Annotated in this window: 18 protein-coding genes; 12 read left to right on the forward strand and 6 right to left on the reverse strand. The window is 50.9% G+C overall.

Annotated features, from left to right (window positions below; all coding sequences use genetic code 11):
• The first annotated feature begins 307 nt into the window (after positions 1 to 307).
• The 3 genes from BB497_01515 (at position 308) to BB497_01525 (ending at position 1994) form a co-directional block, all read left to right on the forward strand.
• The gene (locus BB497_01515; protein AVI61475.1) at positions 308 to 823 is read left to right on the forward strand and encodes a hypothetical protein; all 516 of its coding nucleotides are present in this window, start codon (positions 308 to 310) and stop codon (positions 821 to 823) included.
• A gap of 21 nt (positions 824 to 844) precedes the next feature.
• Positions 845 to 1303, forward strand: coding sequence for an Opioid growth factor receptor (OGFr) conserved domain containing protein (locus BB497_01520; protein AVI61476.1), 459 nt, complete (start codon positions 845 to 847; stop codon positions 1301 to 1303).
• Between the two features lie 385 nt (positions 1304 to 1688).
• Positions 1689 to 1994 (forward strand): monooxygenase, encoded by a 306-nt coding sequence (locus BB497_01525; protein ID AVI61477.1) that lies wholly within the window; start codon positions 1689 to 1691, stop codon positions 1992 to 1994.
• Positions 1995 to 2137: 143 nt separating this feature from the next.
• Here the strand turns inward: BB497_01525 and BB497_01530 are convergent, their stop codons facing one another.
• The gene (locus BB497_01530; GenBank protein AVI61478.1) at positions 2138 to 2368 is read right to left on the reverse strand and encodes a hypothetical protein; all 231 of its coding nucleotides are present in this window, start codon (positions 2366 to 2368) and stop codon (positions 2138 to 2140) included.
• Positions 2369 to 2906: 538 nt separating this feature from the next.
• Here BB497_01530 and BB497_01535 point away from each other — a divergent pair.
• The 7 genes from BB497_01535 (at position 2907) to BB497_01565 (ending at position 15313) form a co-directional block, all read left to right on the forward strand.
• A complete protein-coding gene (locus tag BB497_01535; GenBank protein AVI61479.1) occupies positions 2907 to 4304 on the forward strand; it encodes a hypothetical protein in 1398 nt (465 codons plus the stop codon).
• 39 nt (positions 4305 to 4343) lie between these two features.
• On the forward strand, positions 4344 to 4580 hold the full coding sequence (locus BB497_01540; protein AVI61480.1) for a hypothetical protein: 237 nt from the start codon (positions 4344 to 4346) through the stop codon (positions 4578 to 4580).
• Positions 4580 to 7672, forward strand: coding sequence for a diguanylate cyclase (locus tag BB497_01545; protein AVI61481.1), 3093 nt, complete (start codon positions 4580 to 4582; stop codon positions 7670 to 7672). Before BB497_01540 ends, BB497_01545 begins: the two co-directional genes overlap by 1 nt.
• Before the next feature lie 321 nt (positions 7673 to 7993).
• Positions 7994 to 9058 (forward strand): diguanylate cyclase, encoded by a 1065-nt coding sequence (locus BB497_01550; GenBank protein AVI61482.1) that lies wholly within the window; start codon positions 7994 to 7996, stop codon positions 9056 to 9058.
• Positions 9059 to 9204: 146 nt separating this feature from the next.
• Entirely contained in the window at positions 9205 to 10902 is a 1698-nt protein-coding gene (locus BB497_01555) for a chemotaxis protein (GenBank protein AVI61483.1), read from the forward strand.
• Between the two features lie 233 nt (positions 10903 to 11135).
• Positions 11136 to 12800 (forward strand): hypothetical protein, encoded by a 1665-nt coding sequence (locus BB497_01560; protein AVI61484.1) that lies wholly within the window; start codon positions 11136 to 11138, stop codon positions 12798 to 12800.
• Positions 12801 to 13099: 299 nt separating this feature from the next.
• Positions 13100 to 15313 (forward strand): hypothetical protein, encoded by a 2214-nt coding sequence (locus BB497_01565; GenBank protein ID AVI61485.1) that lies wholly within the window; start codon positions 13100 to 13102, stop codon positions 15311 to 15313.
• Positions 15314 to 15612: 299 nt separating this feature from the next.
• Here the strand turns inward: BB497_01565 and BB497_01570 are convergent, their stop codons facing one another.
• On the reverse strand, positions 15613 to 15981 hold the full coding sequence (locus BB497_01570) for a transposase (GenBank protein AVI61486.1): 369 nt from the start codon (positions 15979 to 15981) through the stop codon (positions 15613 to 15615).
• Between the two features lie 86 nt (positions 15982 to 16067).
• Between BB497_01570 and BB497_01575 the strand changes: the two genes are divergently transcribed.
• A complete protein-coding gene (locus tag BB497_01575) occupies positions 16068 to 16286 on the forward strand; it encodes a hypothetical protein (protein ID AVI61487.1) in 219 nt (72 codons plus the stop codon).
• A gap of 78 nt (positions 16287 to 16364) precedes the next feature.
• Positions 16365 to 17117 (forward strand): hypothetical protein, encoded by a 753-nt coding sequence (locus tag BB497_01580; protein AVI61488.1) that lies wholly within the window; start codon positions 16365 to 16367, stop codon positions 17115 to 17117.
• Between the two features lie 139 nt (positions 17118 to 17256).
• On the opposite strand, the gene BB497_01585 is transcribed toward BB497_01580, so the two are convergent.
• From BB497_01585 to BB497_01600, 4 genes are all read right to left on the reverse strand, one after another.
• Positions 17257 to 19254, reverse strand: a complete 1998-nt coding sequence (locus BB497_01585) for a chemotaxis protein (GenBank protein ID AVI61489.1) — start codon at positions 19252 to 19254, stop codon at positions 17257 to 17259.
• A 136-nt stretch (positions 19255 to 19390) separates the two neighbouring features.
• Complete coding sequence (locus BB497_01590; GenBank protein ID AVI61490.1) at positions 19391 to 20692, reverse strand: hypothetical protein; 1302 nt, start codon at positions 20690 to 20692, stop codon at positions 19391 to 19393.
• 47 nt (positions 20693 to 20739) lie between these two features.
• Positions 20740 to 21327, reverse strand: coding sequence for a hypothetical protein (locus BB497_01595; GenBank protein ID AVI61491.1), 588 nt, complete (start codon positions 21325 to 21327; stop codon positions 20740 to 20742).
• A 258-nt stretch (positions 21328 to 21585) separates the two neighbouring features.
• The gene (locus tag BB497_01600; protein ID AVI61492.1) at positions 21586 to 22296 is read right to left on the reverse strand and encodes a hypothetical protein; all 711 of its coding nucleotides are present in this window, start codon (positions 22294 to 22296) and stop codon (positions 21586 to 21588) included.
• Positions 22297 to 22498 lie beyond the last annotated feature (202 nt).

Consider the following 22498-nt stretch of genomic DNA (forward strand, 5'->3'; position numbering starts at 1 on the left):
TGCAAGAAACGCCGCTCTCAGACACACAAACCATCGACGCATTACCGGATACTGACGGATGGTAACGGCTACCGGATGACCAGCAAACGCTGTGGTGGCTGATGGGCATGGGGCCAAATATTAAGGTTAACGCGCCCCACGCGTGGCGAGAAACGATCAAGGCAAACGCAGAGCAAATGCTTGCGCATTACGCCACTGACTCTCCTATAACGTCATAAACACCCATTAGCCTCAAGGTCTGAAACAAGCGTTTTTCGGCATGCCGAAAAAACCATTACTTATTATTGCTACACCACGGAGGGTTCCCATGCTCTATTTTGCTTACGGCTCCAATATGGCTACCCAGCGCTTAGCAGCCCGCGTTCCTGCGCGCTTTGTGACCACCGCATTGCTGCCTGCCTACCGCTTGGCATTGCATCAACGCGGCGGTGACGGTTCAGGCAAGTGCGATATTGTTCCTGCCTCAGCGCAATCCGCTGTCTATGGTGTGATTTGGGACGTGGCGTCTCATCACAAACCGACGCTTGATCGCTATGAGGGGTTGGGAGAGGCGTATAACGAGACGTGGCTCACCGTCACGGATCTCGCTAGTGACCGACAGTTTGAGGTGCAGGCGTATATCGGCAATATCACCGCGCTCGGTCTGCGCCCGTATACCTGGTACAAGCACCATATGCTTTCCGGGGCGCGCGAGCATGGCTTACCCGCCTATTACATTCGTGCACTGGAAAGCATTGACGCGCATCAGGATGAAAACGCCGAACGACATTCACGAGAAATGGCGTTATACACCCCGATAGAGCCCCTGATGAGTGCTACTTAATGGATAATGATCAGCGTTTGATTGCGTTTTACTGCGGCGAAGGCCGCGATCATAAAGGCCGGTGCCTTGAAGATATCTGGACGCCTATCGCCCTTTTGGTTGGAACACACCCACGACTATATTCAGTGGCTATTCCCTATCCCTGAGGCAGGCCGCTTTAACGCCTTTGCCCCGTTGCTAACCCCAGCAGTCCAAGCCGCTTTTGAGGATAATGACATTATGCGTCAGCATCAGAAGTGCTCGCTTGACGTGATGCTCGACTTTTTTGGCCTCGCTCGGGAAGGGAGCGATATCGTCGCTCAACCAACGCTGGCAATACAAACCCATATTTGGCTAAAAGCGGGAGGCCATAACCATTTACGCATCACGCGGATGATTCGGTCGTTAGCCTTGTGCCACCAGCCCAACCTGGCTCGCATCTTTCAGCAAGCAGTGATAGCGATTGGTACCCAGCAGGGTGCGCTCTCCGATATGTCTTAAACGTATTGGCAGGAAGCGTTTTCGACCAGCTTAAACGGTAATCCCCCCGAAAAATCAGAGCGCTCAAAAGTAGAATATTCCGTATATCTAAACGCTGGGAGGAGTCGGGTGCAGCTACCTGACTCAAACAAACAAGTCTCCGGAATAACCGGGGAAGTTCAAGGCGATTCAAAAAGCCATCATGCCAGCTTTTATTAGGAGTCAACTCAGAGGCATATGAAGCTCGAATGACTGCTTAAACGAGTGTCTACTATTGCTGAGCAAGACCACCGTAGCTCGTCAATTCTCTTCTGCCGCTCACCGCCCAATTGTTTACAATCTGTTCCTTATGTACTATCGACGTCTTCTCCACACTAAACCATCTTTATTGAAATATGGAGTTAACATGCAAACAGTATTGCAAGTCCATTTCCCTTTTAATGGGCCGTTCGGAGATGAAATGGAAAAAATGATGGCAACCCTTGCGCTCTCTATCAACGAAGAGCCGGGGCTAATTTGGAAAATTTGGACTGAAAATGAAGAAAACAACCAAGCAGGGGGCATTTATCTTTTCCAAACACGCGAAAATGCCATCGCATATTGTGAAAAGCATACTGCTCGCTTAAAAGACATGGGAGTCAGTGGGATCGAAGCACACATATTCACTGTTAACCAAGCGCTATCGGGCATCAACAGCGCCCCACTTCACTAAGCAGGTCTAAGCCATCACCATACGACTGACGAATCGTGTGCGTGATGGCTGGCATTGAGACTGCGCTTTAAAACATTAGGATAATCTTTAAGGGAAAAATTATACAGAAAGTAACTATCGTATTCAGCGAACAATCATGTGGGCTAATTCAGCGTCACGTTAATAACGATGACTAAGCAAAGAGCGACTAGTGTCGGCCAAGGGGAACGAAGTAAAAGACTAAAACCTGTTAATGGAATTAATACCGTTAAGGCAGCCATAACATGAGGAAATTCCGCCCGGCCACTACTGGCCATACTTGTGATAGTTAAAAAACCCAACACACTTAATAATAAAATAAGCCAGATACGCCGGTCTCGTATCGTTTTTTTCATAAACGCTCGCCTTTTTCACTCTTACTTACGCTAGTTATTTCGAATTTAACTGCACCAACTAAAGTCCTCGAAAGATTCAAAATAACTTTCTTCACCCCCAGTCGATATCACGTTGACGCATCATCCTTATGGATGGGATGAGCACTGGTGCCATTCAATGACATTGAGGACGGCGTGTCTAGCCTCTTCGCGTATCGAATACATTTGTCGTTTGGGCCATTGCATTAAGCTTTAGACATCTCGCTGTCATAAGTGAGCAACATAATCTCCTGGCTCAGAAACGCCACCCGGGACTTCCTGCACAGCCAGCAAAACCGGGATATAGTCGCAAGCCGTCATTCTTGACAACTCAAAAAAACCATAACCTATTGATATTAAATATCAAATAACTTTTACTAACTTAACATAAGCTAATATTTGTTATAAGCATATAATTTATCCTCATGAAAATTGCATCGTGGCCGATACAATCAGTAACAACTTGGCTTTTTTAGCCAATCGAGACACTCCTAGCTCACCAGATACCCAAGGGGCTGCCATGCGTACTAACTTGCCTGTTTCTAATGTTGAGTATGCTTACGCTGAGGACGATTTGCTGATTTCTCGCACCAATTTAAAGGGAGAGATCACCTACGCGAACCCAGCGTTTGTGCAGGTGAGTGGGTTTAGTCTCGATGAACTGCTGGGCGAAAACCACAACCTCGTTCGTCATCCGGATATGCCGCCAGCGGCGTTTAAAGATTTTTGGGAGACCATACGGCAAGGCAAACCTTGGTCTGGCTTAGTCAAAAACCGGCGTAAGGATGGCGACCATTATTGGGTACGCGCCAATGCAATGGCTATCCAAGAAAACGGTCGCATCGTCGGTTATGCCTCTCTACGTACCAAGCCATCCGCCGTAGAAGTACAGCACGCAGAAAAGGTTTACCATGCGTGGAAAAACGGCAAAGGGAAAAACTACACCCTGTATCGTGGTCAAATACGCCGTCGCCATCCGTTAGCGTTTTTGGGTCGCTTTAAGTGGGGATCGGCTACCCTGCAAACGCGTTTACTAACGCTTGTTGCTGGCCTTTCTATTGGGTGGTTAACGTTTAATCAGTGGCAGCTTTCTCAAGATCTCTCTCATTTACTGATCGGAGGAATACTGCTTACCGTGGTGGCTGGGCTAGGGTTAAGCGTGTGGAATAAAGTGCGTCGAATGGTCGAAACCTCTCGTGCATTTGTCCTTCAGGTGGCAGCTGGCAACCTGGCCGCCGACGTGCCACCCCACCAAAACGATGACTTTGATCGCCTGATCGATGCACTGGTCACGATGCGGAAAGGTCTGAGTGCGATCGTCAGCGGTGTCAATGACGGTATCAACAAGGTCAATCCCTCGGTGGCTGATATTCGTCATAGCAACGAATTCATTGCCCAGCGTAGCGATGATCTAGCCTCTTCAGTACAAGAAACTGCTGCCAGCACCGAACAGTTGACGGTCACCGTCAAACAAAATGCTGAAAATGCGCAACAAGCCAGCCACCTCGCAACGACCAATATGCAGGAAGTGCAAAACGCAGGTGAAAGCATGGCGCAGGTCGTTCAGCGAATGAACGCGATTACCGCAAGTGCCCAGCAGATGGATCACTCCGTCGCGTTAATTGACTCTATTGCCTTTCAAACAAATATTTTAGCCCTCAATGCCTCGATAGAAGCCGCCCGTGCGGGTGTTCATGGTAAAGGGTTCGCGGTTGTGGCGAGCGAAGTCCGCAGTCTTGCAAAACGCTCTTCAGAGGCGGCGAAAGAGATCCACCAACTCATTAATACGTCTAACGGTGAAATAGCCGCCGGTGTGAAATTTGTTGAAGCCACTGAGCAGATTATTGAACGTGTTATGCAGGCAAGCCAGCGGGTCAACAACTTTATGAGCGAAATAAGCGCTGCGTCTCAAGAATAAAGCAGTGGCATTTCACAAATTGGCAGTGCCATCAACGTCATGGAGCAAGGCGTTCAACATACAGCCGAGCAGCTGCAGTCTACCAATACGGCAACCCAAACACTGGAAAAAGAAGCCCACCAGCTGTTGAATGCGATCCGTGCGTTTCGCACTACGCCTAATGGCACGGAGTTAACACTAGAAATTTCAGCCCTCGTTGGGGCGAGCGGTGATTTGACGCATTCGTCATTTACGTTACCAGCCTCGATGAGGGTTACCTCACGGGAGGCCAAGTAATGCCAACCAGTTTTCCCCCAAGACCTCCTAATGAGCCAGAGCGTTTGAAAGCGTTATGGCACTACACGATGAACGATCGGCATCACGACGAGGTGTTAGAACGTATTACATCAATGGTGGCGAACCTTTACGATGCTCCGTACGTCCTAGTGAGTTTTGTCGATGAGAAGTGTCAGTGGTTCAAAAGCCACCACGGGTTAGCGGTTAAAGAGACACCCCGTGATATCTCTTTCTGTGCACATGCTTTGTGCGGAGAAGGCGTCTTTGAAATAACGGATGCTACTCAAGACTCGCGTTTTGCGGATAACCCTCTGGTGACGGGGCCACTTCATATTCGTTACTACCTCGGCGCACCGCTGGTGTCTCGGGAAGGTTATAGCCTGGGCACGCTATGTATTTTAGATACGAAAACAAGAGCTTTCAGTGAAGCACAGCGAACCCATTTAACCACTCTGGCAGACCTAGTGATTCAGCGTCTTGAGCTACACCGGTTGCACTGCCAGGAACGCATAGTCACCACCTCAGGTCTCGGGCTTTGGGAATTGGATATTGCCTCAAATAGTACATGGTGGAATGACGCCGTGTATGCGCTTTATGGCGTTGCCCCTGACTACTCTCATGACAAAGAAAATGCGATCAGCGTGTATCTTGCAGAGGATCAACGTCGACTGGAAGCTAGTTTGGCAAGGGCCGCTGATCAGCAGGCGCCTTTTGATCTTGAATTACGCCTCATGCCGCAAGTTAAAGCACTGCCGACGTGGGTGCGTGTCACAGGTGCTCCCATTGCTGTTGACGGGGAAACCACACTGGTAGCGGGCACTATTCAAGATATTACGCCGCTCAAACAAAATGAGCGACGCCTGGCGCGGCAGCAGCGTCTTGAGCGATTGATTAACCACTTACAGACGTCTTTTATTGCTGAACATGACTTATCCCAGGCGTTTTCAGATGCCTTGGCCGAGCTGGTATCGCTAACGGAAAGTGATTCCGGTTTTATCGGTGAAGTATTGTACGACGCAGCAAACACGCCTTTTCTGAAAACACATGCCATTACGGATATCAGCTGGGATCCAGCCTCACGTCGGCTGTTTGAAAAGGCATCCCTAGGGGGAATAGTATTTAGTAAACAAGCGTCGCTTTTTGGGCACGTATTACAAACGGGGGAGATGGTCATTGCGAACACACCTGACCAAGACCCTCGACGTGGCGGCCTGCCTAACGGCCATCCTCCTCTTAGTGCCTTCATCGGCATTCCCGTCACGGATAATGGCACTTTGATCGCCATGATTGGTCTGGCGAACCGCCCTGGCGGGTATCAGCCATCACTCATGGAAGAGCTTTCCTCGTTTTTACGCAATCTCGGCCAACTCATTAGCTCGCTACGTTTGCGTATTCAGCACGACGAGGCACATCAACGACTTGAGCTCTCAGCAAGAATTTTTTCTGACAGCCAAAACGCCATCATGATTACGGATCACGACAATCGCATCGTTGATGTGAATCGTGCCTTTGAGCTTATGACGGGGTATACCCGAAGCGATGTGTTAAACCAACAGCCTAATTTCCTCTCCTCAGGCTGTCATACCAAAGCCTTTTACCAGGACATGTGGCAGTCCTTGTTAACCCATGGAAGCTGGCGTGGCGAACTGATTAATCGCCGCAAAGATGGCGAGCTACTGTATGAGGCATTGTCACTCTCTTTGATGCGTAACGATCAAGGAGACATCACCCATCACGTGGCGATTTTCTCGGACATGACGCGACTCAAGAAGCATGCCGAAGAGCTACACTTTGCGAGCCATTTTGATAGGCTCACGTTGCTACCTAACCGGCCTCAAATGCTCAACCAGATACGTGAAGCGATCGCACACGTTAACGAGGGCAACACGCTTGCCATTGGCGTTCTAGACCTTGATGATTTCCAGAGAATCAATCAACAGCTTGGCCATAAAGCGGCTGATAACGTCTTAATTTCCGTTGCCAAGCAATTACGGGAACGTGCAGGAAACAAAGGAATTGTTGCACGGATAGGTGGCGATGAGTTTGGACTGATACTTCACGATATGAATGCTAAACCAGAACAACTGCGTGCGATCACTAAACGCTTCGTGGTGGAGCAACCGAACGGGCTCGACTCTACCTCAGTGGCGGTGAACGTAAGTTTGGGAATTACCTTGTTCCCACTGGATGACGCTGATCCCGATACGCTATTACGCCATGCCGACCAAGCCATGTATCAAGCAAAGCTCCAGGGGGGTGATACGTTTGCTTTCTTTGATCCTAGCCATGAGAAAAAGCTAAAAGCACAACAGACAGTGCGCAATAACATCTCTCAAGCCCTTACAACAGATCAATTTGAGCTGTACTTTCAACCACAAATTGACGCACGCTCACTGAAGCTGCTCGGCGTAGAAGCCCTGATTCGCTGGAATCACCCAAAGCGCGGTTTAGTGATGCCTGATCAATTCTTACCTCTCATCAGCGGTACCGATACGGAGTTGGCACTGGATGCCTGGGTCATGGAAACAGCGCTAACCCAGCTGTCGGCATGGCAAAATGACGGGTTAGCGATTGACGTCAGTATTAATCTGACGCCTCAATCACTCGTGCATGAACAGTTCGTTGACACGCTAAGGGGCGCATTAGCTAGGCACCCTGACATACCCCCATATTCCCTCTGTATTGAAGTGCTGGAGTCCGCAGCCCTAGACGATTTGCCCAGTGCGACCCAAATATTAAACCGTTGCCGCGAACTGGGCTGCCAAGTCGCTCTCGATGACTTTGGTACAGGTTACTCATCGTTGAGCTACCTGCGTAATTTGCCGGTCGACTTGGTCAAAATCGACAAATCCTTTGTGATGGGGATGCTTAAACGCTCAGAAGACCTAGCCATTGTCGAAAGCATTACGTATTTAGCCAAACGCTTTAACAAACAAGTCGTTGCAGAAGGTGCTGAGAGCGACGCGCATATTGAAACCCTGCAGCGAATGGGCTGTGACGTTGTACAGGGCTATGGCATCGCCAGACCTATGCCGGCAAGCCAACTGCTCTTTTGGTCGAAGCGTGGCGCTATTAATAAAAAAGAGCATTAGAAAATGCGAACAACAAAACTATACAATAAGGACACACGACAATTATCGCGTACAATAAAAGTTAGCCATATAATTAAATAATGATTGTTTTGCTGTCCATATGAGCGCAGCCGCAGCGCTGCCTCAATGTTTTTTAAATGTCTGTTTTATAAAACATTACCTAGCAGATTGTGCTACGCCTGAAAGGGCAGTCGCAGAAGGAACTGATATGTACAACCACTGCCAAGATCACTTGTGTCATAACGATGACATAAGTAGAGGCACTTTCAACGTCAGGGCGTTTGAAGGGCTTAATCACCCTATCGAAAACGGTGATCGCTTGTGAATAACACACCACGTCTTAGCCCAGAGGACTATGAGACGCGTCGACTTAAGGCACTTGCCGATTACCAGATTCTAGACACGCAAAAAGATGCCGCGTTTGATGAAATTGTTGAAGCGGTCTCACTGATTTGCGACACCCCTATTGCCGTGGTTAATTTTATTGACCGCGATCGGCAGTGGTTTAAATCCGAAAAAGGACTAGGGGTTCAAGAAACGCCGCGAGATATCTCGATTTGTGTGCATGCCCTTCTACAGCCCGGGATTTTTGTCGTGCCGGATACCACGCAAGATGCCCGGTTTGTTAATAATCCCTTAGTTACAGGCGAGCCGCACCTGCGTTTTTATGCGGGTGCCGTGCTAAAAAGCCAAGATGGCTATCCGCTGGGAACGCTATGCGCACTGGATTATGAACCGCGTGAGCTGACACAACGCCAACGTTTCGCCCTTCAGGCATTAGCCAACCAAGTCATGGCCCATATGGAGTTAATGCGCAGTCACCGTATACAGGAAGCGTTGATTCGTGAATTACAGACAACGCGTCAGGAGTTAGAGGCGTTATCTTCCACCGATTCATTAACAGGTTTATTAAACCGCCGTGCGTTTGATCAACGTTTTCAGCAAGAAGTGGCCATGATTCAGCGTGGCGCCCCTTCGGGTGCATTAATGTTGATTGACCTAGATAACTTTAAACACATTAACGATACGTATGGTCATCAGAGCGGCGATCACGTCATGGTACGTTTCATAGAACTATGCCGTCGGGTGTTTCGTCAGTACGACGTGATTAGCCGGTGGGGCGGTGACGAATTTATGGTCATGCTCCCCCGCACCAGCCCATCAGAAGCCACCCATGTGGCAAGCCGCCTGCACCAGCAACTTGCCGTAACGCCCATGCTTACGAGCAGTGAAGCGCCACTCTACTGTACGGTGAGTGTTGGTATTTGTGTGGTTATCGGCACCAGTACAATGGATACGTGTTTGTCGATGACCGATGCCTTGCTTTACCAGGTCAAAAAAGAGGGTCGTAACAGCACGGCTGTTCAAGCAGAAGAGACACGTTAACGGCCAGAGCCCTCCAAAAGTCTAGGCTCCGCTTTAAGTCAAAAGCCCTGTTTGTAATTTACTAATAACATTTAGAAATATAAAATAATACATTCTTAGGGTCTTGCTGATGGGCTTAACCGTAACGGCTGTTTTCGAGGTGTCACATGCTGAACCACGTATTTCGAATAACCATTAAACTACGCCTAATCATCATGATGGCGGTTATGCTACTGCTGATGCTGGCCATGGGGGCGCTTGGCTTTAGCGGCATGACGACCGCCAACCGTGCAGTTGACACTATTTTTCAAGAAAATCTTCAAGATACACAGCGGATTGCTAACCTAAATGAGCGCGCCCGCGACATGCTGTTAGAGCTATCGCTAGCGGGACAGCACGACCCCATGCTGGCTGTCAGCGCGCTACATGACCATCCTGTTGATCTGCATATTGATAATATTCAGCACAATATTCAGCGTATAGACGCGTCCTGGCACGCCTATAGCTCACAGCATTTATCGCCCGCTGCACAAGCCCTGGCCAGCCAGTTCCAAGAACAGTATGGCCGTTTGCAGCAAGTCGTCGAAGCGGCATTACCCTTTTACGCCGCAGGCAATTACGATCGCGCCAATGAAATCTCGTTTACCCAGGCACTGCCCGCTTATCGCACGCTCAGCACAACGCTTGAAGAGCTAATTTTGCTAGAAGAGCGCGAAGCCCAGGCAGCCTACGAACATGCGCTGGATCGCGCTGCCTTTATGCGTAACTTAATGATTGGTGCACTGACGGCTGCTATTTTACTCGCCACCTTTTTAGGCTGGCTCTTAATCCAGCGCATTACGCAACCGCTGGCCCAGGCGCGCAGGCATTTCCACGCCATGGCTAATGGCGATTTAACGCAACCCATTGAGCACACGCATCGTGATGAGGTGGGCGATATGCTGGATGAGCTAAGCGATATGCAGGGGAAACTAAAAGCGCTCATTGGCAATATCCAATCCTCCGCTGGCGCCATTTCTACCGCGTCCGCTCAAATATCAACCGGTAACGTGGATCTCTCACAACGCACTGAAGAGCAGGCGTCCAGCCTACAGGAAACGGCTGCCAGCATGGAGCAGGTCGCTGCAACGGTGAAAAACAACACTCAACATACTGGCGAGGCTAATCAGTTAGCGCATACGGCTAGCCGCTCAGCAGGCTACGGTGGTGAGAAAGTTAAAGAAGCAGTCAGTAAAATGGACGAGCTCAATGAAAGCTCAGAAAAAATTAGCGGTATTGTAACGTTAATTGATGGCATCGCGTTTCAAACTAATATTCTGGCACTTAATGCTTCGGTGGAGGCTGCCCGAGCGGGTGAGCAAGGGCGTGGATTTGCTGTGGTCGCGCAAGAAGTAAGAAACCTCGCACAGCGCAGTGCTGATGCGGCCAAACAAATCCAATATCTGATTCTTGAAAACAATCAAGTAGTCGAACAAGGCAGCGCGCTCGTCACCGCGGTTGGCGACTCCATGGCGCAGATCGTCAAAAATATCGACAGTGTTTCAGGATTAATGGAAGAAGTAAGTCGCGCATCTGACGAGCAAACCTCAGCGATTGACCAAATGAGCATAGCAATTAACCAAATGGATGAGGTCACCCAGCAGAACGCTTCACTGGTGGAGCAAACCGCTACGGCTTCTGCCTCTATGGAAGAACAAGCGCAGGACTTAGCGGAAGCCGTCGCCTTCTTTAAAGTCGACAAAGCGCAAGGAACGCCTCCCCGCGCTAACGTCCAACGTATGCAAAGTTACGCCCTTCCACAAACGCAACCATCTACAGACAGGCGACACACTGTTTCAGACGATAATCAGTGGGAAACCTTCTAACATTCGCGAGATGCCACGCCACCCACACGACGATGCGTCATAGTCGTTCTCTTTTAGCTAACTAGCTCAAAAAGCCGCTGTTCACATCAGCGGCTTTTTAAATAAGCAACGCAAACGCGTCCTGCCCCGCTCGTGACACACTGTTAGGCACATGGCATTGATCTTGCAGCGTTTAAAACGCACGGTGCGCGTCGCGCCCGCGCGGTTTGCTCTTCTCTTGCTCAGGAGTTGCCATGTTTTCGCTACTAACTGCTTACCGTTCCTTACGCTTCCAACACTGGCTCTGGTTAGGGTTTGCAACCATCATCAGTCTGATGCTGGCGATTAGTATCATCAGCATCCAGCGCGTCAATCAAATTGACACTTCGCTCACCCAGATCAACGATGTCAACAGTGCCAAACAGCGCCATGCCATCGACTTTCGCGGCAGCGTCCACGATCGTGCCATCGCGTTGCGCGACGCTATTTTGCTCACCACACATAGCGACGTATCTGCCCAGCTTACGCTCATGGAGGAGCTAGCCCAAGACTATGACGCTGCGGAAGAGGCCATGGAGCGCATGTTTGCCGAACATGCCGATACCATTACTCCTGAAGAGCGCGACGCCTACGCACAAATCCAGCAAACCGCGCAGACCACGCAGGCGGCCGTTGAGCAAGTCATCGCGTTTCGTAACAACAACCAGCTGGCCGCCGCACGCCTGGTGCTCTTTGAAGACGCTGCCCCTGGGTTTAGCCAGTGGCTTGCTGACATTAACGTCTTCATTGACCTTCAGGCATCAATGAACGAGGCGGAAACAGCTCATGCACGGGAAATGACCGGCAATTTTCAAGCCAGCATGCTCAGCCTTGTAGGGGCAGCTATTCTTATCAGCCTGATTATCGCCGCGCTTCCCGGTCGCTGGCTAAAACGCACCTTGGGCGCAGACCCAAGCGAGGTTAGAAAGCGAGTGAAGACAATTGGTGCTGGTAACTTTCGCTCTGACGCTAAGCCCTACCCTGAGCGCAGCATCATGCAGGCGCTCAGTGAGATGAACGCTAAGTTATCGAATACCGTCAATCAAGTGCGACAAGCTTCCTACGAAGTCGAAGGCGACAGCGAGCAAATTTCTATCAATTGCGATGAACTGTTAAGCAGAGTGGACCAACAGGCCGCTATGCTCACTGAAACCGCCTCTGCCATGGAACAGCTAGGCTCTACTGTATCTCATAACGCTGACCGTGCCAGCGAAGTGGACCACCAGGCCCGTGATGCGGCCACACTGGCTGACGACAGCGGTAACGTCGTGCGCGAAGTGGCAAGCGCCATGCAAACGCTCAATAGCCGGTCTGAAGAAGTCGTCAAAATCGTCTCATTGATTGACAGCATTGCTTTTCAAACCAACATTTTAGCGCTTAACGCCTCAGTAGAAGCTGCCCGCGCAGGCGAGCAAGGCAAAGGCTTTGCCGTAGTGGCACAGGAGGTTCGTAGCTTAGCAACACGCAGTGCCGATGCCTCCAAACAGATCAACCTTTTAATTACTGAAAACCTGCGTCAGGTGGAAGAGAGCGTCGCGTTAACAGGCCAGGCTAGCGATAAAACGCGTGCCGCCATTGAGGCAATTAATCGTGTCACGCAGCTAGTTAGCGAGATTAGCCAGGCGGGTATTGAGCAGTCTCGCGCTGTTCAAGAGGTGGGTAATGCAGTCTCCGAAATGGACAATGTCACCCAACAAAATACCCAACTCGTCAAGCAGACGGCCGAGACCGGAAGCGAACTACTCGGCCGCTCCAGCGAGCTCGGGGATGCTATTTCTATGTTTGACCTGGATGATGAAACGCTGCGCCCAAGGGCACGCACCTCAAAAGAGCGGTCAAGCGCAACAACGCCTCCCCTTTCACTTGATGCACCTGCGTAAAGCAACCCAGCTTCTTTTTGCACCAATGCCATGCAAAAAGAAGCGAGGCAGGTGCAAGCAGCGCACCGCTGATCTCAAAAATGCGCCCTTAAAAGGCGCATTTCGCGCTTTCATACCCGATTTAAAGCACATCCATTTGGCATGAGGCTTGCAAGGTGGTTGTTAGCAGTGCGTTGATTTGACAAACAATAGACATGAATGATTCTGCGTATAATAAAATTAGAACTTAAACATCAGGAGAAAAGGACCTCTCATAAACAGCTTATGCGCTCGCCCTTTCAAACTCCATAGGGCTAACAATGAGCGATGAGCATTGGGAGTTAACCGTGAAGCAACCCACATCTCACGACCACGAACAGCAGCGGCTCGAAGAACTCTGGCGTTACAGCCTGAGAGACGCCTCGAACGATGCACAGCTGGATACCCTTACCCAATTAGTTGCACACTACTTTGAGGTTCCCACCACGCTCGTTTCGTTTGTTGACCAGCGCTGCCAATGGTTCAAAAGCCGCCACGGCTTAGATGTGACCTCCACCCCGCTGGAGAGCTCATTTTGTACCCACGCCATTAACGGCCCCCACGCTATTTTTGAAGTCAAAGATACCCACCAGGATGCGCGCTTTTGCCATAACCCACTGGTCACGCAACCTCCGTATGTTCGCTACTATGCAGGCGCACCACTGACGACCCAGGACGGCTTTAAGCTAGGCACGCTCTGCATTATTGACACCCAGCCACGACGAATATCCAGCAACAAGCTTGCGCAGCTAGCGGTTTTTGCAAAGCATGTCATAGAACATCTGGAACTTCTGCGTTTGCGTCGTCTACTCGCCATTGTCAATAGTTCGGGCATTGGTTTGTGGGAGCTTGATGTTGACTCCAAAGCCTTTTGGCGGAACAACACACAGTCTCGCTTACTCGACCATCAGGGGACATGCAGTACGGCTGAGACTAACTATTTTTACGATGCGGAATCACAGCAGCGCTTTGACCACGCCATCATGGACGCAGTCCGTACCAGACAAACATTTTCTGAAGACCTAAGACTCAATCATTCGCCTCTGACGTCGCCCCAGTGGGTACACATTAACGGGGTCCCACTAATGACTCATGGCCGCGTGACACAGCTGGTGGGTACCACTCAGAACATCACTCAGCTTAAAGAAAAAGAAGCCTATCTGGCGCGCTATGTTCGTATTGAACAGCTTATTAACGACCTGCAAGCCACCTTTATTGGGAACCGACAAACGCAAGAAACGTTTTGTCATGCGTTGGAGAAGCTGCTGATCGCCACTGAGAGCGAAGCAGGCTTTGTGGGCGAAGTGAAATACCGTGACGATGGCAAAACGCCCTACCTCAAGATGCACGCGCTGACAGATATCGCTTGGGATACACAGCAATTCAGCCGCTTCAGCGCCAACGCGCCGAACGATATGGCCTTCACGAAGCTTGACTCACTGTTTGGTCATGTCATGTTGCACAATCAAATCGTCATATCCAATTCCCCTAAAAGTGACCCCCGCGCCGGCGGTGTACCCGCTGGTCACCCTCCGCTCAAGAGTTTCCTGGGGCTGCCTGCCGTTGATGAACACGGCCATGTCATTGCCGTGATTGGGCTCGCCAATCGCGAACAAGGGTATGACGCCGCCTTTGCACAGGAGCTTGAGCCTTTACAGCAGCGCTTGGGTCAGCTAATTACCACCTACCATCTACGTCAGGCACAGGGCGAAGCGCAAAAACGGCTTGAGATGGCCGCGAAAGTATTTGAAAACAGCCACAATGCGATTGTTATTGTGAACGCCGATTTTACAATTATTGATGCTAATCCTGCTTTTGAAGCAGAAACAGGCTACAGCCGAGATGACATTATTGGCCTTACCACCGCCTTCCTGGCCAGTCCTGGGCACGGACTCTCTCTAGATGACGCGCTGCAGCGTTGCCAGTACGGAGATCACTGGGAAGGCGAGGTGTTAAACCTATGCAAAAATGGCGACTCTCTGCCAGAAAACGTCTCCATTGCAGCTGTGCGCGATACCACCGACGCGATATCGCACTATGTGCTGGTACTGACCGATCTTCGCCGCGCCAAACAACAGGCCCAGGCGATCGACCGCGCCAGTCGTTTTGATGGGCTCACCGGGCTGCCTAACCGCGCCTATTTTTTGGAGCTACTTCATAAAATCATGCATAGCGAAAATAGCTCCGGCGCCGGGCTCGCTATTGTCATTATTGACCTTGACCGTTTTAGCTACGCTAACCAGCAGCTTGGCACCGCACAAGGGGATCAGCTGCTGATAGATATCAGCCATCGACTTTCGCACTATTTACTAGGTTTTGTACGAAAAGTTGGCTCGCAAGCAACGGTCGATGCACGCCACGCATACCATCGCCTTAAAGCTACTTGCCAGCTTTTCATAGCGTGTGGCGATCCGGCGACATTCTTTAAGCCAGCTAAAGCAGCGTTCTATCACATTCCGTTGCCGATATTTCGGTTTATCGAACCGTCTAGGTAGCCCAGGCCGGGTTCTTCGGTGCATATTGCGCTGAGCAATCACGGGTTTCATGCCGTGCCTGTCGCAATAATGACGCAGCTCATCGCTGTCGTATCCTTTGTCAGCCACCACATAGCGACTACGTTTGCGAGGACGCCCGACGCCACCTGGTAGATGAATGCTCTCTAATGTCGCAACGAAGTGACGAGAATCTGCCTCTTGACCAGGAGACAGTGTGAACGCCAGTGGCCAGCCATGACGATCACAAACCAAATGAATTTTGGTTGTTAAACCGCCGCGGCTACGGCCGAGCGCGTGGTCTAGCGGTTCTGTTGAACCCCCTTTTTACCGCCTCCAGCGGCAGCGCGTGTGGCTCGCACGGAAGTGGCATCGATCATCCACGTGTCTAGATCCATAAGCCCATCTTCACGTAACTTAAGCTGCAAGCGAGAAAGTACCGCTTCAAAGGTGCCGTCATCACGCCACTTGCGGAACCGGTCATAAACCGTCGACCAAGGACCATATCGCTCGGGTAAATCACGCCATTTAGCACCAGAGCACAGTACCCAGAAGACACCATTGAGCATTTTCCGGTCATCCCGCCTGGGTCTGCCCATGGTTTGAGGAGGAGCCACGATATCTTCGATCTGTGCCCAGCCGTCATCAGAAATCTCGTAACGTCCGACCATTGTTTTCCCCTATGCTGCTTTTGCATAGGTAAAGTTAGCAGATAAGGCTTTTCGTACAAAACCTAGAGGATGAGCTGCTAGCCCGAATGAGCGGCGATGAGTTTGGCTTGGCTTTACGCTGCGACACAGACTTACTCGACCGCTTAACAACGGTGTTATCAATCATCACCACACATCAAACGATTAGTAGAGGCAAGACGCTCGCCATCACGGGCAGTGTCGACGTGACATTCTATCCAGAAGACAATACTGATCCAGACACTCTGCTACGTCACGCGTTTCAAGCCATGTTCCGCGCCAAATAGGAAGGTGGCAACCGCTACGCTATTTTCAATACGCGACATGAACAGGCGTTCCAGTTCACTCAACAGCGACGTAAGGAAGTGGCACAGGGTCTCGCTAACCAAGAATTCATCCTTGAGTTGCAGCCACAGGTGGATGCTAACACGCTCAAGTTAGTAGGCGTCGAAGCACTGATACGCTGGGACCACCCAGACGGGCGACGAGCGCCTGACACTTTCCTGCCCTATATAATTAACTCAACACTTGAGCACGATGTAGATCAGCGGGTCATTGAAGAGGCGATTAAGCTTCTCGCACAGTGGCAAGATCCACACGTAGATATCGACATCAGTATTAATATTACGCCGCAAACATTCGCCAACCAAAGCCTGCTCACCATGCTCGACAATGCTCGACAGCACTACCCCAGCGCTAATCTTCAACACTTACACATAGAGGTACTGGAGTCGGCGGCTATCGAAGAGTTAACGATTGCCATCGAGGTGATGAAAGCCTGTCAGCAGCGTGGAGTCAGCGTCGCGCTTGATGACTTTGGCACCGGCTACTCTTCCTTAACGTACCTTAAGTCACTGCCCGCTGATATTGTCAAAATCGACCGCAGCTTTGTGATCGATATGCTCAATAACCCTGACGACTTAGCCATTGTGGAAAGTATTGTTTATCTTGCTGAGCGCTTCGGCAAAACCGTGATTGCCGAAGGTGTCGAAACCGCAGCACACATCGAGGCACTGCGTAACATAGGCTGCCACATACTACAGGGCTACGGCATTGCAAAACCGATGGCATCCGACGCTTTAGTTCGCTGGACATCCCTTCACTTAGCTACCCATTAATGGCTGCGCTCATCATGACGTGTACTGGCATTTCTTGACACTGCCAGATCACTTTCGTGTTTTAAGGTTTGGAAGACAGCGTGCTCCCACGCCATCTTCGACTACATTAGACAAAAAAATCAAAGAGTTGAATTAAAACTCAAAATGCTTCCCACTCATCCTGGTGACTGGATTTCCCAGGTAAGGCTCCAGAGTGTTGAGCGCCATTTGCAGAGTTTGCCAAGCTTCGTGCCTTTGGGGCCGACGCAATAGAGCTAGGTACTGCTTGACCCAAGTGCTTTTTTCGGCTCGCGTCCAATACAAAGGCATTCAGCATGCTGTCGAGCGCCTGAGCGGCCTCTTGCATGTTGCTGGCCAGTGAGGAGCTCTGGCTCACCATGGCTGCGTTTTGCTGTGTCATCGTATCCATTTCGGTGACCGCAAGATTGACCTGCGAAATGCCCGAAGACTGCTCTTTTGTGCCTGCGCTGATCTCTTCAATGACGTCCGAGACCTGTGCCACCGAGGTTTGAATCGTTTGCATATTAGCCACCACGCGCTCTAAGAGCGCGCCCCCTTCCTGGGTGTGCTGCACCGACTCATCAATCAGCGTTCGGATATTTTTAGCGGCGTCTCCGGCACGGCTTGCCAAGTTGCGTACTTCTTGGGCGACCACCGCAAACCCGCGACCGTGCTCGCCAGCACGCGCGGCCTCTACAGACGCATTCAGGGCAAGAATATTGGTTTGAAATGCGATGGAGTCGATAAGGCCGGTGATGTCACTAATGTTAGCGGCAGAGGAGGAGATGGACTGCATTTTCTCCTCCATCTCTTGCATGCTAGCACCGCCGTCCTGGGCAGTTTTAGCTGTATTCAGTGCTAGTCTGTTTGCCTGCTCGGCTGCTTCTGCCGTGTGCGATACCGTTGAGTTGATCTGCTCCATGGAAGCCGATGTTTCTTGCAGGTTGGCGGCGGCTTGCTCGGTGCGTGTGGATAGCTCACCACTCGCTGCGGCCATTTCATTGCTGGATAGTAGAACGGCTTCGGTACTGCTTCTTACTTCTAACAGGGTTTTCTGCATCCGCTCGACAAACGCATTAAACTGCTTGGCCAGTTCACCGACTTCATCGTTGGAGTGTGCGGGCAGTCGCTGTGTCAGGTCTGCCTCGCCGCTGGCGATATCGGCCATTGCGACGGCCGTGTTCTTAACCGGTGCCAGCGTACGGCGAATGGCAATGCCTAAAACCAGTAGCAGCACGCCGACAATAATAGCGCTTTGTAACAGGAAAGAGCGCACCATCTGCTGAGTCACGTTCGTGAACAGCTGGTCGGGTGCGAGAATTGCTAGGTGCCAGCCTGTCTCACCCACATCTGACCAGAACGCCTGCACCTGCTCACCGGTGGGTATGCGCATACTGCCGTGTAACGATGGCTGGCTTCCCAGCTGGCGCGCCATAGTGTCCGCACCGATGTACCCTGCGGCTTCTGCCTCATGGATATTCAAATTCATCCTCAGATCGGCATCAGGGTGAGCGACCACACGACCTTGAGAATCAGTTAAAAGTCCGTAACTGCCTGCCCCTACATCAATACTTTCCATTAGTGTTGATATAAACGCCATGGAAAGGGTAATGCCTACCAAGCCAACACGCTCGCCGTTCTCGCTAACAATGGCGTTTACCATCACCGCGGTTGGCTCGCCGCTGACAAGTGATAGCACGGGGTCCGCTAATGTGCGCTCAGCGCGACCATTAACGACAAGGTCTTGAAAGTATTCCCGGCCTGAGACATCGGCGGTCGCCCCGGTATGGGTAACCGCATTGCCGCGTGAGTCTGCGATGAAAAACGACTCAATGGAGGAATCACCTGGGAAGCGGCTGGCCAGCCAGTCATGGTGGCTTTCAACCGGCACGCGCTGCTGCAGCTCAGACGATTGTGCAATACCCGCAAGCCAGCGCTGATAGCTGCCAAGCCACTGCTCAATTTCCGACGCTCTGGCTTCAACCTGTCGAATGGCGCCGTTTTCGACCAGCGGCGGAACGTCTCGATTAAGCTGATATTGAATGAATAAAAACAGGGCGACGAATCCCATCACTAAGGGTACGGCTGCTGCAATCAAGAGCTTCTGAGTAAGCGAGAGCGAGGCAGTGATTTTCATTAAGCGAGTCTCAAAGGATAGGTAATCCCAACCGCTGCATGACTACCTCTAGATATCCTTATCCACAGAGTGAGTTACCTATCAAATTGTGAGTGAAAGTTAGTTTTTCGTTATATTAGGTATTTAGATGAAACGACTATACGGCGGTTTCTCTTTTTAAGGCAACGGCTGTTTCTTCCATTTCAGACGATGTGCCGGCTAACTGCTCTGCTAGCAGATTGATGTCTTGAGCGCCCTGGTATAATTCATACGTTGCTTTATTGATTTGCTCAATGCCCTGCGACTGCTCTTGGCTGCTGGCGGCAATGCTGCGCACCAGCTGAGCCGTGCGCTCAATCGCGGGCACCAACGCTTTAATGCGTTCGCCGGCCTGTTCAGCCGTTGTGAGAGAGTGGGACGACGTATCGCCAATCTCTTGAGCGGCCAGCCGGCTGCCTTCGGCTAATTTACGCACCTCTGCAGCGACCACCGCAAAGCCGCGGCCATGCTCACCGGCTCTGGCGGCTTCTACAGAAGCGTTAAGCGCCAGCAGGTTAGTTTGAAAGGCAATGTTATCAATGATTTTAACTTTATCTGCGATATCGCGCATTGCCTGCAACGCTTGCGTGACAGCCGCGCTGCCTTGGTTGGCTTCATCCGCTGCCTGATTGGCGACGTGCTCGGTTTCCCGCGCGTTATCCGCATTTTGAGCCACCGTCGTGCTTAGCTCCTCAAGCGAAGCGGTGGTTTGCTCAACGCTTGCGGCCTGTTGCGCCGTCGAGGAAGAGAGCTTTTCTGAGGCTGAGGAGACCCGGCCGGATAGGCCCGCGATGCTCTCAATGGCTTGTTCTACTTCGCCCAGCAGCGCCGCACGCTGATGCTTTAATTCCATCGCCATTTGGTCGCTCTGTGCTAAAGCCTCCTGCGAGCGGATATACTCGCCAGCCATCAGGTTGGCCAGCACCACCAGCACCGCCGCCTCGAAGGCTAAGTATCCGCCGTGCACGAGCACCATAGTGAGGCTGGCTTCAGGCATTAAGTAAACGCCGGTATTCATGGTCTGCAACACGTGAAACCCAAGGTGGTGCACTACTGCAACTGCGGCGGCCACTACGATAACGCGCCAATCTCTGTAGTACAGCAGGATGGCAAGCAGTACAAACAGGCCAAAGTGTGCTTCAACGAGGCCATGAGTCTGATGAATGTGCAGCCCCGTCATCACCATAAAAGCAGCACCCATATATAGTCGCGTGAGCAGCGCTGCTCCCTGAGTATAGGTCAAGTAGCCGCCCAGCAGCACCGTAGGTAGGCTGATGATGGCGGCTTCTAGCCATGTGCCATACCAGCCTGCCAGCGCGAGCGCGAGAAGGCCCTGGGTGATCAGTATCTTAAACATCAGCCGGCTGGCATCGTCCCACTGGTCGCGAAAAATGTCTTGTTCAAGCGTGTTAAGCTGCATTTTTTCCTCTTATCTATCGAAAGATAGCGTTGTTATCGGTGCGGTCATTAGGAGCGTGTTGCCGGCCAATCACAGTAGCAGCCAAAGGCAGACAGATTCAGCCACGGCACTACTTCGCCCGGAGTCACCACGTCATTGAGAATAAGCTCAACGGGTGTGCTGTCACCGCTGGCACAAAATGCGCCATCGCTATAGGGCCCGAAGTAAACCAGCGTGCTTCGAGCGTCAAAGACAGCCGCCGACGGCGTGCTTAACCCCTCAAGCTGATCAACCACCACGGCACTTGATGCCTCGGGAAATGTGGCCAACGCTTGATCAACTAAGCTTTGCCTGGGCACTGCCAAGACAAATTCAATACCTTGACCAGTGTAAGCCTGCATGATTTCTTCAATGTGCGCTTGGCTAAAGCGACTGCAGCGACAGTCAGGGTTCCAGAAGTTGACAAGCCGTCCTGTGGCATTTTCCGGTAGAGGAGATATGCTAATCGCAGTGCTGGCCACTTCTTCTGGAAAGCGAGTGAACACCTCATCATCGGCAAATAGACGGAGGTCTTTATAGGCAAATAGCCAAAAAGCGATCGCGACCAATATGGCCCAGCACATCACCAAACTGATGCCCACTGTCTTAGGCTGCATGAAGCCCTCGCCTTAAATTAAAAAAATCTAAGCATAAGGTTAAAAAGAATATCATAGAAGATGTTTAATGCGTTCTATGTATATAGCTAATTTTAACTAGGCCTTTGTTATGTCGGCCAATCTGCTTCTAAACTTGTTACCTAAACACTATGTGTAAACCTCGACGATAACTCCGCTCTTACGCAGGGGTGATTCAACGAAAGCATCGTAAAAATATGGTGGATTTTACTTTCTGTAATTGGAAGTGAAGCCTCAAAACTACTCTGCCCATCTCTCCAGTTGATTCACATCCTTAATAGTGACGTGACGCTGTTGGAGGTCGATGATATTGGCTTGGCGTAACGCTTTGAGCTGTCTGCTGACGGTTTCAGGAGCAAGGTTCAGATAGCTTGCAAGTTCTGCTTGCATTAACGGTAGCGTGAAGTGGGTGGGGTCGTAATGCTGCTGGTGCTTTTGTTTAGCAACCGTTAATAAAAAGGCACTGATTTTTGAGCACGCCGTGGCATTTTGCATCAATGAGGGGCGCAGTTTGCGCTGCCGCAGGTGGTGCGACGTTTTTTGAAGCAGTTTTTTCTGGACGCTTTGCTGCTTAAGGCTGAAAACGGTAAGAAGACCATAGGGGATTTTGCACACAAATGAACGACTCCCTGCAATAAGGGCATCGTCTTGATAGGTAGCACCAACCCATTCCAGGCCGACAACATCACCGGGCCAATAAATATCTACAACTGTCGGTTTATGACTTAGCCCGCTTGTTTGAATCTGTTTTACCGCGCCGCCTCTAACCATATACAAGGCCTCAAACGGCGCGCCTTGAGGAGTGATAACGTGGTTATCTGGGTAAGGCATAGGGCGCTCTACAAGCTGATCAAACGTTTCCAACGCTTGCCGAGATAGCGCTCCGGGTAAACAGGTGCGGCGCAAACTGCAAACATGGCAGCTAACGTAAGCACTCCCCTCACGATACATATCGCCACCACATCGCAGCGCATAAAGTAGCGTTCACCCTTGCTGTGTACGTATATCGCATGCCGCCTGCATTTAAAAAATTATTGTTAACATCCATGCGCCACAGTTTACGTGGTGACGCTTTTTAGCTAGCCAGCTCAGAGCGTATCCTCTAGAAGTTTTACGCTATCCGCAACTCATTTAGGCCTTCGGATTCTCGCCC

This window comes from Halomonas sp. GFAJ-1, from assembly GCA_002966495.1.
Lineage (GTDB): Bacteria > Pseudomonadota > Gammaproteobacteria > Pseudomonadales > Halomonadaceae > Vreelandella.

What these genes read in the sequence shown, in the direction of transcription:
- BB497_01515 (AVI61475.1), top strand. Translation starts at nt 308, where the DNA reads ATGCTCTATTTTGCTTACGGCTCCAATATGGCTACCCAGCGCTTAGCA.
- BB497_01525 (AVI61477.1), top strand. Translation starts at nt 1,689, where the DNA reads ATGCAAACAGTATTGCAAGTCCATTTCCCTTTTAATGGGCCGTTCGGA.
- BB497_01530 (AVI61478.1), bottom strand. Translation starts at nt 2,368, where the DNA reads ATGAAAAAAACGATACGAGACCGGCGTATCTGGCTTATTTTATTATTA.
- BB497_01535 (AVI61479.1), top strand. Translation starts at nt 2,907, where the DNA reads ATGCGTACTAACTTGCCTGTTTCTAATGTTGAGTATGCTTACGCTGAG.
- BB497_01540 (AVI61480.1), top strand. Translation starts at nt 4,344, where the DNA reads ATGGAGCAAGGCGTTCAACATACAGCCGAGCAGCTGCAGTCTACCAAT.
- BB497_01545 (AVI61481.1), top strand. Translation starts at nt 4,580, where the DNA reads ATGCCAACCAGTTTTCCCCCAAGACCTCCTAATGAGCCAGAGCGTTTG.
- BB497_01555 (AVI61483.1), top strand. Translation starts at nt 9,205, where the DNA reads ATGCTGAACCACGTATTTCGAATAACCATTAAACTACGCCTAATCATC.
- BB497_01560 (AVI61484.1), top strand. Translation starts at nt 11,136, where the DNA reads ATGTTTTCGCTACTAACTGCTTACCGTTCCTTACGCTTCCAACACTGG.
- BB497_01565 (AVI61485.1), top strand. Translation starts at nt 13,100, where the DNA reads ATGAGCGATGAGCATTGGGAGTTAACCGTGAAGCAACCCACATCTCAC.
- BB497_01570 (AVI61486.1), bottom strand. Translation starts at nt 15,981, where the DNA reads ATGGTCGGACGTTACGAGATTTCTGATGACGGCTGGGCACAGATCGAA.
- BB497_01575 (AVI61487.1), top strand. Translation starts at nt 16,068, where the DNA reads ATGAGCGGCGATGAGTTTGGCTTGGCTTTACGCTGCGACACAGACTTA.
- BB497_01585 (AVI61489.1), bottom strand. Translation starts at nt 19,254, where the DNA reads ATGAAAATCACTGCCTCGCTCTCGCTTACTCAGAAGCTCTTGATTGCA.
- BB497_01590 (AVI61490.1), bottom strand. Translation starts at nt 20,692, where the DNA reads ATGCAGCTTAACACGCTTGAACAAGACATTTTTCGCGACCAGTGGGAC.
- BB497_01595 (AVI61491.1), bottom strand. Translation starts at nt 21,327, where the DNA reads ATGCAGCCTAAGACAGTGGGCATCAGTTTGGTGATGTGCTGGGCCATA.
- BB497_01600 (AVI61492.1), bottom strand. Translation starts at nt 22,296, where the DNA reads ATGTATCGTGAGGGGAGTGCTTACGTTAGCTGCCATGTTTGCAGTTTG.